This is a genomic window from Tunicatimonas pelagia (assembly GCF_030506325.1).
Classification (GTDB): domain Bacteria; phylum Bacteroidota; class Bacteroidia; order Cytophagales; family Cyclobacteriaceae; genus Tunicatimonas; species Tunicatimonas pelagia.
In genome coordinates, this window is sequence record NZ_CP120683.1 from 820,502 (window position 1) to 834,332 (window position 13,831).

The 13,831-nt window shown below is 44.5% G+C and carries 11 protein-coding genes; 4 read left to right on the forward strand and 7 right to left on the reverse strand.

Going from position 1 to position 13,831, the window contains the following annotated elements; all coding sequences use genetic code 11:
- Positions 1–23: 23 nt before the first annotated feature.
- The 4 genes from P0M28_RS03280 to pckA form a co-directional block, all read right to left on the reverse strand.
- Positions 24–977, reverse strand: coding sequence for a mechanosensitive ion channel family protein (locus tag P0M28_RS03280; protein WP_302208050.1), 954 nt, complete (start codon positions 975–977; stop codon positions 24–26).
- Positions 977–4,066, reverse strand: a complete 3,090-nt coding sequence (locus P0M28_RS03285; RefSeq protein WP_302208052.1) for a coiled-coil domain-containing protein — start codon at positions 4,064–4,066, stop codon at positions 977–979. Before P0M28_RS03285 ends, P0M28_RS03280 begins: the two co-directional genes overlap by 1 nt.
- A complete protein-coding gene (locus tag P0M28_RS03290; protein ID WP_302208053.1) occupies positions 4,066–4,353 on the reverse strand; it encodes a sll1863 family stress response protein in 288 nt (95 codons plus the stop codon). The genes P0M28_RS03285 and P0M28_RS03290 overlap by 1 nt, the downstream gene beginning before the upstream one ends.
- A 656-nt stretch (positions 4,354–5,009) precedes the next feature.
- Positions 5,010–6,602 (reverse strand): phosphoenolpyruvate carboxykinase (ATP), encoded by a 1,593-nt coding sequence (pckA, locus tag P0M28_RS03295; protein WP_302208055.1) that lies wholly within the window; start codon positions 6,600–6,602, stop codon positions 5,010–5,012.
- A 577-nt stretch (positions 6,603–7,179) separates the two neighbouring features.
- Here pckA and P0M28_RS03300 point away from each other — a divergent pair.
- Positions 7,180–7,449: a hypothetical protein gene (locus P0M28_RS03300; protein ID WP_302208057.1), complete on the forward strand. Its 270-nt coding sequence runs from the start codon at positions 7,180–7,182 to the stop codon at positions 7,447–7,449.
- 14 nt (positions 7,450–7,463) lie between these two features.
- Here the strand turns inward: P0M28_RS03300 and P0M28_RS03305 are convergent, their stop codons facing one another.
- A complete protein-coding gene (locus P0M28_RS03305; RefSeq protein ID WP_302208058.1) occupies positions 7,464–8,054 on the reverse strand; it encodes a MiaE family protein in 591 nt (196 codons plus the stop codon).
- A gap of 58 nt (positions 8,055–8,112) precedes the next feature.
- On the opposite strand from P0M28_RS03305, the gene P0M28_RS03310 reads away from it, so the two are divergent.
- Genes P0M28_RS03310 through P0M28_RS03320 form a run of 3 tightly spaced genes read left to right on the forward strand, consistent with a single transcriptional unit; the run spans position 8,113 to position 11,318 of the window.
- The gene (locus P0M28_RS03310; RefSeq protein ID WP_302208060.1) at positions 8,113–9,381 is read left to right on the forward strand and encodes a glycosyltransferase family 2 protein; all 1,269 of its coding nucleotides are present in this window, start codon (positions 8,113–8,115) and stop codon (positions 9,379–9,381) included.
- Between the two features lie 54 nt (positions 9,382–9,435).
- A complete protein-coding gene (locus tag P0M28_RS03315; protein ID WP_302208062.1) occupies positions 9,436–9,963 on the forward strand; it encodes a hypothetical protein in 528 nt (175 codons plus the stop codon).
- 29 nt (positions 9,964–9,992) lie between these two features.
- On the forward strand, positions 9,993–11,318 hold the full coding sequence (locus tag P0M28_RS03320) for a neutral/alkaline non-lysosomal ceramidase N-terminal domain-containing protein (protein WP_302208063.1): 1,326 nt from the start codon (positions 9,993–9,995) through the stop codon (positions 11,316–11,318).
- Here P0M28_RS03320 and P0M28_RS03325 read toward each other — a convergent pair.
- Together P0M28_RS03325 and P0M28_RS03330 are read right to left on the reverse strand one after the other, a co-directional pair.
- Positions 11,305–11,970 carry a metal-dependent transcriptional regulator gene (locus tag P0M28_RS03325; protein WP_302208064.1) on the reverse strand — a complete coding sequence of 222 codons (666 nt, stop codon included), beginning with the start codon at positions 11,968–11,970 and terminating at the stop codon, positions 11,305–11,307. The genes P0M28_RS03320 and P0M28_RS03325 overlap by 14 nt on opposite strands.
- 84 nt (positions 11,971–12,054) lie before the next feature.
- On the reverse strand, positions 12,055–13,710 hold the full coding sequence (locus P0M28_RS03330) for a GAF domain-containing protein (RefSeq protein ID WP_302208065.1): 1,656 nt from the start codon (positions 13,708–13,710) through the stop codon (positions 12,055–12,057).
- Between the last annotated feature and the right edge of the window lie 121 nt (positions 13,711–13,831).

Below are 13,831 nucleotides of genomic sequence, written 5' to 3' on the forward strand. Positions count from 1 at the left end.
TAAACCAAAACACTTAATCCTGTTTAAGCATAATCATCCGAGGTAATAATCTGTTCATAAAGCAATTCCCGCATCACAATTTCGGTAAGCTCACTTTTAAAGGTAAACTCGTAGCGAATATCCATCACGTAGGCTTTCAGGCGCATCTTGAGATACGAGCGTCGGTCTTTTACTTCGTTGAAGAAAAGCACCGCAATGGGTTTGTTCAGAAAGATGTAGCGAGATGTTTGAGCCGCTTCGGTGGCAATGTGGCGCACCCGCTCGGTATCAATATCAATCGGTAGAAAAATTTCGGCTACTACCTGACAGTTGGGTTCTCCTACATTACTATTCGATACCGATTGGTTCATCAGTTCTCCATTAGGAATAGAAACCAAAGAATCGTCCGGGGTGACAATGCGGGTAGAGCGTAGCCCGATTTCTACTACTTCGCCGTAGAACGAACCAATCTCAATTTTATCTCCCATCTTAAAGGGCTGGTCGAGCAGAATAACGATACCTCCGAAGATATTCTTCAAAATATCCTGAGAAGCAAAACCCACGGCTACTGCCACTGAAGCAGTAAATGCCAATACGGTTTCTATCGGTGGCCGAATAATACCGGCAATCACTACGTAGATAACAACAATCCAGCCCACAATACGAACGACCGGTACAAAGCCTTTCACGGTAATTCTCCGTTCGGTGGTACTACGTTCAGCCAGTAGCCCAAGCAAGCGCGTGCAAAACCGAATAAGAAAATAGCCTAGTATAAATATAATAACACTCCAAATAATTTTACCTAAGGAAACCCGGAACGGAGGTTTATCAATGCCAATATTCTCAGCTATTGACTCTTCCTTTTCATCGACGAATACCGTATCTGCAACTGATGAGTCAGCTGGAATAGCCTGAGCTGAATCAAGCAATAAGGAGTCAGTCTGCCCGAAGGAGAACGTTACTTGGCTAAGCAAAAATATACAGATAATGAGGCGCATCAGTGTACGAAGTTACGAGTTTGCAGCAGATCTACCACTTGTTGGTACAGCAACGGATGAATTTGATAAACTTCGCCGGACTTAATGAGTAAGCCATCATCAAGCAACTGAATTAGCTGAAGGTTACTGGGTGCTTTAGCAGTTCCGGAAGATTGCGTTTTTTCTCGACCCGATAATTCCGAAAACTGAACGGCAGTAAGACCATCGTGCAGTAGCAGTGCGTGCAAAATAGCTATCTGCGGCACTGATAACGACTTCAAAAAAGAGTAATCCAAGGATTTTAGGCTACCGATTGTAATCTGATTATCGGTAACATCTTGAGCCGAACGTAGCCAATAAAGCAACGCAATAGCAAAATTGCCCAGGGTGATACGGCTCAAATCGTGGAAGTATTCATTTCCCAGAAACACCTGTTGCTCAGCTTCATCCATCTTCTGAAATTTTTTACTGCTCAAGTCTTCTTCTGCCGGAGCATACTGCACATCGTAGCCGCTCACCCGATGTCGCTTAAGAATAATTTCCCGCACCACTTCGGCCTTGGCGGCTGGTAGCTGAACAATATATTCAAAATGATCGGCTACCTGAACTGTTTTATCCAGATAATCCCAGGCATACTGGGTGCAAGACATGAGCCAGAATACCTGACGATGCGTGCGGGAAATAAGCTCTAGTAGCCACTTTAGGCACTGAAACCCACCCACTTTTTTCAGATAAAAATGATCCAGATGCTCAACAATGAGGATGTACCGAGTTTCAGTGGCTTGCAGATAGTTGATAATACTTTCTACGTCAGTAAACGGGTTCTCGGGTGAGAGTTGATCCTGAAAAAATGCTAGAAATTGACCTTTGTTATAGATTTGCTGATCGGCATCTGATTGAATAACTTCGTACTCCCGACGTTCGGTACGGGGTACACTATCCAGAAAAAAACGGATTAGGGTGGTAAGCCCGCTACCCTTTTGCCCTACCAAGACGGTATTGGCGTAATACCCCCGTTTCCAGTTATCAAATGCCCGGCCTAAGCGCACCATTACTTCGGGACGTTCTCGGTAAAAAACGGATTCTTTTAGCGGCTTCACACTGAACAACCGCTGGTAAACGTAGGGCAATCGGTTGACCGCTGCTTCGGTTTCAGCCAAAAAGTCTGATACTTCAGTGGTTACCTCCCCCCCGGCTTCAATGCCAATTTGCTTACGGTAAAACCCAATCTTTTGAGCACCCTCCTGGTACTTTTGCGTTATAAACCGGGCTGAACGGGGAATAGCTAAGCGGGCGTGCCGGAATGCCTTCTGTCGAACAACTTTGGCTTTCTCGGTGGCTCGAGCCCGCGCCAACCGCAACTTGAGCTCCAGTACGTAATGATTGTCTTTTAGCTCCGTGAGTTTCCGCGAGAAATCTTGAATAGATTTTTGTAGCTCAGTCTCCTGAAATTTTACTAGCACCTGAAGCTGTTCGTGCAGCCGTTCGGCATTGGTCAGACTTCGCTTGAGTCCTTCTTCAGCTACCTGCCGAGGTTCTTCTGAGGTTTCAGATTCCTGCCCATAAACGGAAATGGCTGAGTCTAGACTAAAGTAAGAAATTTGCCCTATCTCCTGCACTAACTTTTGAATATCGCTTACTTGCCGCCGGGTTTGCTGCTGAATCTCGGTGAGCGACTTCTTGAAGAGTGGCAGCATCTCGTATTCGGCCAACTGACAAGGAGAAACATAAGCAATGTCGGATATCTTCAAGGGTTGATCGTAGGCGTCGCTAGCCACCAACCCTCGCTGATCAGCAATTTTTTCTACGGCAGTTTCACTGGTTTCTTTAAACTGGTTTAGGGCAATGGCAAATCCTTGCTCGTGCATTACTGAGGTAATAACCGGAATTAACTCATTAATTAATTGCTGATCGATAGCTTTTCGCTCCTGCCGTAGTACCCGCTTTAGCTCCTCTTCCGGTTCATCCCCTATATGCTCCAGCGATTCTTGGATAATCTCAGACATACGGTCGGTCTGGGGGAGAATCTGTTTGTGTAAGCCTTGGTGCTGATCTTCTATCCACTTAAAGTAGACCAACCAGAGTTCATCCTTTACTAAGTTTAGCTCCTGGTCTAACCGCCAATCATCGTGGAGAGCAAACAAAGTGGTAGCCCAGCCTTGGGTTTTCTTTAGAAATACCGATTGATTATTTTCACTTAACCGCTGCAATCGAGCCTCCCGAAACCGATAAGTCGGCAACTCCATTGTTCCCGCCAGCTCGTAGTCTCGCTCCAGCACCGTGAGCTGAAACGTAAAAATACTGTTTAACGACTGAGGTAACGTTGTGGCATAATTTTGCAACTGCCATTTGGCCAAATCAAATTCGGCCTGGTACGTTTCCCAGCTTTCTTGAGCCAGCTCATCGGTGCCCTCGCCACTCACTAGCTGTCGGTGAGTGTTTTTATGCAGTTGACTTTGCACTTGCCAGAGTATGCGAGAAGTTTTAGTGATTACCCGGTAGGCCTCTTCCACTACCGGCAGCATGGTTAACATTAAATTCTCCTGAAATGAGAGGCGCACCAGTTTCTTAAGTGGCACATTGTATTGCCAAGGAGTGATAGGCTGAGGCGGTTTTTTCAACCACTTTCGCGCTTGGTTTTTTACTCGGATAGGACCATTATTCAACCAACGCCACTTCCTTTTTCCGAGCTTGGCCAACCTAATGAGCCAGCGGTCTTCGGCTTGGGCAACAAACCGTTCTTCTGGTTGATCACGACGTTCGCTGGTAGATACTTCTAGCAAATAGTCACCGAACGATTCTAAGTAGTCCGAAAAAAGGTCGGCAAACGGTGATGCTTTGGGTTGGAAGTAACGGCTCTCTAAAAGTCTTAATGTTTGTTCAGAATACGCTTGAATTAGAGTGGCTTTGGTATGAGTATCCTCATCTGCCGCAGCCTGCTGATAAAACTGTTCGGCCTGCTGCTGGGCTTGGTGTACAAAGGCGAGTTCTTCGTTCAGCCACTTTTGCAGTGAAGCAAGCAAATGCTCTTCCCCCAATTTCAGCACATCACTGTGAATCTGCTGGAGAGGCGTAAGAGAAGAAGCGGGTTGGAATGTACTAACTTCCACTATTTAAAGTGATACGAGGCTTTTTTGAGTGCCTCGCGTAGTACTTCCGAGGCTTTTTCTACCCCCTGCCGAATATCGTAAAACGCAGCAGTGCTGGAGTGTTTGGCGTCCTCTAAGGTTTTGTACACTTTAGAGTCCTTGCTCTTCAGATCATCCATCTGTTCGTCTAGTTTTTCCTCTAGGTCGGCACGAACTTTTTTCGCCTGATCTTCTAGCTCTTTAATCTTTTCGTAAATTTCACTTAGCGTTTCTCGAGCTTTGGTTTCGAAGTTATTGGATTGAGTCATAATCTTTAATGGTTAATATCCCAAATATTACTAAATTTTCGTTGCATTTTCAATGCATCGGATATACGAATTCACTGCCGTACACAAAAATGAACCAATTTACTTAGTGAGCAATCTGGATTGGCCTACGGACATTATGGACTACTATACCCAACGATTTGGTATAGAAACGTTATTCGGGGGACATTCAATCCAGGGGCTTTGCTATTCACAAAGTCAAAAGTTCTTACGAAAAGATCGTATCAGTGCTTATTCCTTCTTTTCTTCCAGATCGGACTTCGCACCTTTCGGTTTTTCATTAGACAGCACCTAAGAATCTTCCCCCAAGATATCAACAATTACCAGCAGTTTATTTGTGTACGGCAGTGAAATTTTAGATAAAAAAAGCGCCTGAGTCAATGACCCCGACGCTTAAAACAGTTGAAAAAATTACGCTAAACCCTATTTGTCATATTCGATACTTCGGCCTTTGTTTTTTCTATTTAGACATTAGAATAAATTCTTACGAAGCTTCAAATTAGTAGCCATCCCCCTTGCCCCCGCGCCGTATCGGCTTCACCAAGGGGGAAATAGATAAGTGGATTTAGCTACACAAAACCATCTGTAATAATCACATTTATACACTTAGGGTATTTCTAAATTTTTTGATTGAACTTCTACGCCAACTTGTGGGCTTTGGGTCCGGCAGCAACAATCTCTGAGTTGACACTCGCCTCAAACGATTTGAAATTATCTTGGAACAACCCGACCAGCTTTTCTTTGGTGGTATCAAAAGCATCCTTATCCTGCCAGCTATCTTTGGGAATCAGTATTTCAGACGGAACTCCCGGACAGCTAAGTGGTATTTCAAAACCAAAGTTAGGATCAGTTCTAGTTTCAACACCTTCCAAATCACCATTGTGAATAGCATCAATAATTGCTCGCGTATACTTCAGTTTTATCCGGGAACCAACTCCGTGGGCTCCCCCAGTCCAGCCGGTATTCACCAACCAAGCCTTAGCGTTGTGCTTCTTAATTTTATCAGCTAGCAACTCCGCGTATCGGTTGGGGTGCCACATCATGAAGGCCGCGCCGAAACAAGCGGAGAAGGTGGCCTGAGGTTCGGTCACTCCCATTTCCGTTCCGGCAACCTTAGCGGTGTATCCGGAGATGAAGTGGTAGGAAGCCTGCTCGGGAGTTAGCTGACAAATCGGAGGCAATACTCCAAAAGCATCACAAGTCAAGAAGATCACATGATTGGCGTGCCCGGCAATACTGGGAATTTGAACGTTGTCAATAAAATTGAGCGGGTAAGAAGCTCGGGTGTTCTGGGTGATAGAGGTATCCGTGTAATCTACTTTTCGGGTTTCGGGATCGTATATCACATTTTCCAGTACTGTGCCGTAGCGGATGGCATTGTAGATATCAGGCTCATTCTCCGCCGAAAGATCAATAGCTTTGGCGTAGCACCCTCCTTCAATATTAAAAACCCCAGTATCAGTCCAGCAGTGTTCGTCGTCTCCGATTAATTTTCGCTTAGGATCAGCACTCAAAGTAGTCTTACCGGTGCCGGAAAGCCCAAATAGAACCGAAACATCACCCTCGTCGCCCACATTAGCCGAACAGTGCATAGGTAACACATCTTGGAGAGGCATCAGGTAGTTCATAATGGAGAAAATGCCTTTTTTCATCTCACCCGCATATTCAGTACCCAGGATGACAATTTCTTTTTCTTCAAGATTTACGTCAACACTGGTCTTGGAGGTCATCTCCGATGTGTAGCGGTTGGCCGGGAAGCCTCCGCCGTTGAATATTACATAATCGGGGGTTCCGAAATTCTCTAGTTCTTCCTCGGTGGGCATAATCAGCATGTTCTGCATAAACAGCGCGTGATAAGCTCGGTGGCAGACTATTCGTACTTTGAGTCGGTATTTTTCGTCCCACCCCGCAAAGGCATCTACCACAAAAAGCCGCTCTCGGGTATTTAAATAATCGATAGCCCGTTCGTGGTTTACCTTATAGGTATGTTCGTCTAACTCGATGTTGATCTTGCCCCAGTCAAGGTTGTTTTCAGAATCGGGGTGGCGAACAATTCGTTTATCTTTAGGGCTTCGGCCAGTTTTCTCGCCGGAATAAACAAGTAGTGCCCCAGTATCCGAAATGGCGGTTCCCTTTTCATATCGCAGACCGATCTCATAGAGAACCGGCACACTCGAGTTTCTCAGGATTTCTTTTACATCAATTCCGTACTGAGTTAGATTAAAGTCCATGGTAGTAACAGTTGGTGGTTAAGGTCTGTGAATAACTTGCACTACCAAAGGAAAAGAAATTAGGGTCGTGACTCCATGACTTTTCTTCACCTGATTTGTGACTTTTGTCAGCTTTTCAGTGTCCGACCTGGTAAGTTTATAGGAGGAGGGATTGGGCTAGGGTAGGTTGATTATATCGTGCCGAGGTGATCTGAAGCTGTAGCAGGTATCTTTGATGTTATGTCTCGAGAAGGAGGTTACTGCGTAGATAAACCACCTATCGGCAAGCCTTACTGCAAAACTTTACATGAGTTCGTCGTATCATTTGCGAAGATTTTTGTGACGTCTGCGCTGCTTTTCTGAGGTCGGTGTATGTTTTAGCACGTTACTTTAATTTTTCTACATTCTTAAACCCAACATGCTAACCAACAATACTGAGTAAATAAAAATCAATAATGTTAGAATAGTATAATTTTTAGATTATTTAAACAAATGAACTTTAGCCTATTGCTTACTATTATGTAAGTTCTAAAGTAATACTATATTGGCTTATAGTAATAGCTATGGCTACCTTTATTACTGTTTAAATGCTATTTATATGGTTACTATTTTACTTGTTTTTTGTATTTTCATACTCTTCATCCTATCTGTTTATCTTTTCTCTAAAGCTGAACAGGAAGCTCGGCTCCGTAGGCAAAGAGATCTTTACCAATCATTGGATCAGGAAGCGGTGTTGATTACTACTATACAGCAAGGAAAAGTACAAGAGACTTGGTGTTATATTAATGACATTCGCTCTCAATTTAAGCAGGCTAATGTAACCATGAAGAATACCCCCGCCACCATTGATGGCTTCTTTAATAAATAGGTAATCCCTCTAAGCTAGTGTAAGGCTGCTTTCAGAGGCAGACTACGCACGATATTTCCTTCGGCTTCAACAAGCTGGTCTAATCGGTCGAGAACTTCATCCTCGTCAAAATAGCGCAGTGCCATATGGATAAAAATGTGGCTGTGCTTTGCTTCTGATGCCCAAAGCAGCTTATAAAAACGCTGAACCTCACTATCTTCCGCGGCTTCACTAACCATTTTGAACCGCTCACATCCCCGACACTCGATCAGCGAGGCTAATAATAGGCGGTCACGAAAACGAGTTTGAGGCGTACCTCCGTGTCCCAGTGCCATCAATTGTTTGATGTAGAGATCGGGTGCCATTTCCGCTGCTAGAGAGACTCCCCGCTGCTGCATTAGCTGGTACACCTGCTGAAAATGCTCTAACTCTTCAATGCCAGTTTCAATTAGTTCAGGGATTATTTCGTGCCGTTCGGGGTATTTGGCAACAAAACTCATCGCCATTGCCGATGCTTTTCGTTCGCAATCAGCGTGATCTTGCAAAAAATGATCAAAATCATTTATTACTGTTTCTAGCCAAGCTTGACTAGAAGCTACCGATAACTCTACTTTGTGTTGTACCATACTTCGCTTTGAATTTGAGGTAAATTTTACCAACTAGGAATAGGAATACTTGAAGTTTATGCCTCAACCGCACCTCGAGACCACTGGCCAAATATACTTTAAAAGATTTAAATGCTACCCACCTCAACTAGCAAGTAGCCTCAACCCTGATACGAAGGTTATCTGGGTAGTTCCGTGTTACGACGAACCCGATATAGTAGCTACACTCCGATCGTTGGCCGCTAATGTCTCGCCTCAATTTCCAGCTGAGATACTGATCGTAATCAATAGCAGCACTGATGAATGTAGTACCGTACTTGAGCGAAACAGAGAAAGTAAGCAACAAATAACCCAGTGGATTGAACAAGAACAACCGTCGTTTCTCAGTTGCCAGATTATTCATGTTGATGACCTCTCCCCCAAACATGCCGGAGTAGGTTTAGCTCGTAAAATTGGGATGGATGAAGCACTGCGTCGCTTTATTTCTGTTGGCTACGATGGTCTAATTATGAACCTAGATGCTGACTGTTTGGTATCAGCCAACTATTTGCAACGTGTAGAGCAGGCCTGGCTCGCCCAGCACCCGGCAGTAGTAACCAGCTATTTTGAGCATGATTTATCTCAAATTGAACAGACTGAACTCCAGCAAGGAATTATTCACTACGAACTATTCTTGCGCTACTACATCAGTGGACTACGATATGCGGAGTTCCCTTATGCTTTTCATACGGTAGGCTCCTGCATGGGCTGCCGGGCTTCAACCTACGCATTGAGTGGGGGAATGAACCGTCGCAAGGCGGGAGAAGATTTTTATTTCTTACATAAAGTAGCTCCGCTCGGCAAGCTAGCCAAAGTAACCGCCGCCACCGTCTACCCTTCGGCTCGTACTTCTAATCGGGTTCCGTTTGGTACGGGTAAGGCTCAGCTCGATTGGCTATCGCACTCCAGCCGCCACCACGCGTTGTATCACCCACAGTCTTTTGATGATTTAAAAACGTTTCTTACGCAGATTCATCACAGGTATCACCACGATATTAATCATGCGGAGCCGTTTCCACCATCGATTCAAGGTTTTCTACAAAGTCAAGATTTTGACCAAGTGTGGCACCAGTTACTGACCAACACTCGTTCGTGGCCGGTGTTTCGTCAGCGTTTTTTTGCCTGGTGGGATGGGTTCCGGGTGTTAAAGTATATTCACTACGCGCGAGATCATTTTTATCCGCCACTTTCGGCCGAAGAGGCAGGATTTAGATTATTGAAAAAACTTCGTATATTAAGAACAAATAGATCGTTTACTGCTACCGAACTACTTATTCAGTACCGACAATTAGATAGGCACAATAATTGAATTAGTAGTAATATTTTTTAAACTTTGCTCTGGATTTTTCAATAGAATAGCGAAATGACTGCGTATCCTCATAACGTAAACGTCAGTGGAAAGTCGCCTTGGCCCTGGGCTACCCGGAAAGTGCGAATTGAAGGCGATATGTACCTGACAATAGCCCGGCCTATTGGCCTCCATTGGCATCGGCGAGTGGCTAAAAGCCTGTCGGGTCAGGTTATCTTTTCGTTAAGAAAAAAAGCACCTCTTTCTCCCGATTACTTGCTGAAAGAAACTGACCGCCCTACAGTAGCCATTCGCCCAATTCAGATGGGTCACTGGCTCTGCAAATCGGCTACCGATGCGCTAGAGGTTTACCATTTGGGTGGTTCTAAGAGTATAATCTCCCAAAATGGCTGCCAGATTGCTATTATGTCTATTCAACCCGGATTTTCCTTGCTTAACGATCATCAGGTTCATTTGCGGGTAAATAAGGAAGAGTATCTGAATTTATCGATTGCAATGGCCCTGTTGTTAGACGACTACCAATTACATCTGAGCGGTAATATTTTTCCCCAGACTAAAGTTTCTACCCTACAAACCGGCTAAGCTAATCGCATTTTGCGTACTTTTGCGGTATGACCGGGCAAAAAATCCTTGGGGCAATCATCGGAGGAACACTCATTGGTTTTATTATTTTTTTCGTTCTGTTTCAGCGCGTTGATTATCGCCCCCTCTCTGAACAGCCCTATTATCAATCAGCGTTACAGCAACTAGATAGTTCTCACTTTTCTGTAAGTCAAAATGGTACGTTTAAATCTGGCTGGAGTAAGCGAAATATCACCCCATCTCAGCCCGCTCACCTAATGGGTTATGGCTGGAAAGGTGATTATCAACAGGTGCATGATTCGCTGTGGGTACGCGCCTTGGTACTGCAATTAGATACACTGACCGTAGGCATCGTAGCCTACGATTTGATGTTGACCCCACCGCTGGTTGCTCAACAAGTAAAGATGGCTTTATCAGATGTGGGAATGGATTACGTCTACTTCAGTGCTACTCATACGCATAAAGGGTACGGCGGTTGGGAGCAGGGCTTGGGGCGCGAACTAATTTCCGGTTGGCATAATCCTGATTTGGTAGGGCTGCTGGTCACCCAAACTGTTGCTGCGCTACGCGAGGCTTACAAACGGGTTTTGCCTAGCAAAATTGCGTACGCCCAATTTGAGCTAGATTCTTTGGTAAATAATCGATTGGTACACAACGGGCCAGTAGAGCCTTACCTACGAGCCATCTACTTTCAGCGAGCTGACAGTACCCAGGCAATCTTCAGTAGCTTTGCCGCTCACGCTACTTTTACCGATTCTAAATTGAAGAGCCTCTCGGCAGATTACCCGGGCGAACTGGTTAGGCAACTAGAAGATAACCCCACGGTTGACTTCGCTCTGTTTGCAGCTGGAGCGGTTGGGAGCCACAGCCCGAATAAACCCAATCCATTTTCTTATGAGAAGCTGCAAACTTACGCTAGCCATCTAGCAACTCCTTTACTATCGGCAACTGATAGTCTTCCCTACGACTCGGTAACCCAACTCGGATTCGCTGAGATCGACCTCCCCCTGGGCGAAGCCCAACTGCGAATTACTGAAAAATGGCGCGTTCGCCCACAGTGGTTTCGGCACGCTTTAGGAGAACATTCTCCTACCATCAGTTTTCTCCAGTTGAATAAATTGAAGCTAGTAGGTACTCCCGGCGATTTTTCTGGACTATTGTACAACCGCATTGAGTCAGCTGCTAACCCAGTTATTGTAACTAGCTTCAACGGTGAATACATTGGCTACCTCATTCCTTCGGATCGCTATCACCTTAACCACCGCGAAACCCGTAGCATTAATTGGTACGGGCCTTACACTGGCGATTACGTAACAGAAATTATCAATGAGTATTTATCGCTTACCTCCCACTAACAAAAATATGACTAGCCACTTTGCTCGATACGCTAATTAGCTGATCAGCTACCTGAAGAATCATAGAATGATCGAAATCTAAGATACTATTTACCTTAACTTTCGTTTGCAGATGTAGGCCCTGTTGGGATAAGAAATTCAGCAGCGTGGGTTCATCTTGCGTTACTCTCACAATTTTAGCGGTTTCACCCACTGAGAGAGTAGAAAGAAGGCGATGCTCGCCACCGTCCATCACCCCGTCTTTATCCGGAATAGGATCGCCGTGCGGGTCTACTTTAGGGTTCCCCAAAAAATCATCTAGGCGATTAACAAGTTTCTCCGATTCAATGTGTTCCAGTTGCTCAGCAATTTCGTGCACTTCGTCCCAGGCAAAACCCAGCGTTTCTACCAAAAACACCTCCCACAACCGATGCTTTCGAATGATACTCAACGCAATATTTTTCCCCTTTTCGTTTAGCTCTACTCCTTGGTATTTGGTGTAGTCCACCCATTGCTGCTCTTCCAGCTTACGAATCATATCAGTCACTGTAGAAGATTTCACTCCCAAGTGGTCAGCAATTTGCGTAGTAGACACCCGCCCGATCTGTTCTCGTGACAGATGGAAAATGGCTTTCAGGTAGTTTTCTACTGTATGGGTTGTAGTAGTGGGCATAGATCAAAAATAGAAAAAATCCTACGAAGGTCAGCCTAAAAATTTGTGTGATAAGCCAAATACCTCGTTTATTTTGTAATGCCGCTAGGTATTGGTTTCACCTGCTTTTAGTGCCGCAATCGTTTTTTGGTATTCTTTTTCTTTTCTAGCCATTTCTTCCTGTGTTGCTTCAAGCTCTTCCATACTCAACCGCATGGCCTCTTCCTGCGTTCGCATTTCTTCTGATTGCTCTTGGGCTTTGGCCAGTAGCACCTCCGTACGCTGCCTAACCATAAGGGAAGCTATTACCGAAGCCATTCTTTCTACTACTTTCTGAATGAACTCTTGCTGATAGTCAGTGTATACTTTTAGCGAGGCAATCTCTAACATAGCAACCACCTCATCATTTACTTTCGCTGGCACAATCAATATACTGGATGGATCGGTTTCGCCGGTACCTGACCTCACCTTCGCATAATTGCTGGGTATTTCTTCTAGGTATACGATCTCTTGTTCTAACCACGCTTGCCCAAGAATATCTTCGCCAGGTTCTACCTTGGCTTGTACATATTTTTTTCTCCCCCAAGCATACGTGAAAACCAGTTCAAGATAGGGTGCTTCCGGATTTTCATCATTAACAATAAAAAGTGCCCCCTGGTTAGCCTCTATATGCTTAATAAGAGCCGATAGAGTATGGTGCGCTAGCTCCTCTAAATTATCATGACTATTCATAATGAGGTCACTAAATTTTGCTAACCCGTCCGACATCCAGTTTCGCTTCTGATCCTCTTCCTTCGCCTTTTGCAGTTGCTCACGCATCTCTAAGAGGGCTTGCCCGAGGGAATCCTTATCGCTTGCTACTTCAATACTTTTGTCGTAATTACCTTGCCCAATCTGTTTGGCAAAAGTAACTGCTTCGGCCAAATGACGTACCATAGCATTGATATTGTGCACGGCTTGCCCTATTTCATCTTGACTTTTGTAGCCTTTTACTTTTGATAAATCTCCCTGTGCCAGCCGATGAGTGGTTTCCTTAATGATTTTAGCTGGGTTGGTTACTGCCTTCTTAACGATGTACAGGGCAATGACTACTAGCAAGCCGTTTAGTAGCAAAACGGTAATTAAGACTGCGTCAGAGGCCCATTGTTTTCTCTTACTATCCAGTACATACCGCTTCACTAGTGTGTTATTTCTGGTTAACATATCCATCGCATTTTTTTCAATAAACGCCAAAGCTGCTGAAACCTCAGGGTTTACTATTTGCGTAGGATATGCCTGTTGCACCATATTTCCAGCCGAATCAAGCACGCCTACCGACTGTACTGTGTCTACGTGGAGGGGCAATTTCAATATAGTTTCAGCTCGTTGCTTGTAAGGTACCCAAAGCTTTTCCGCAGATAATAGTGTGGGAATTACTTGGGGATCAGTAGGAGGAAGCAATTGATTGTTGCTAAAACCAGGGGCTACCCCTCCTATTTTTAAAGCCTTAAGGGAAAAATCATGTAGGTCAATCGCTTCTCTCAATGCAGGCCTTTCATCTTCTTGTCCCCTAATGATACGTTGAGCCAAAAAACCAACTCGTTGGACAAGCATTCGATTTCTACCCGCAATGTCTACCACATGGGTATCTGCTTCCTGCTTGTTTTGAAAATACTTGACTGCGGCACAGTTCAGAAAGGTTAGTACGACAAATAGACTGAGTATACTTCCTAATTTTACCTGTATACTTTTGTTTTTAAAATCTTCGGATAAGCTAAACATGGGCACAATTTCTAATCTTTGTAAAAGACCGCATTATGCCTTAAAAAGAAAATACCGACAAAAAGAATAAATTACCCAAGTATTTTCTTATAGTAATTTTTATATCACGTAAGTATTCTTC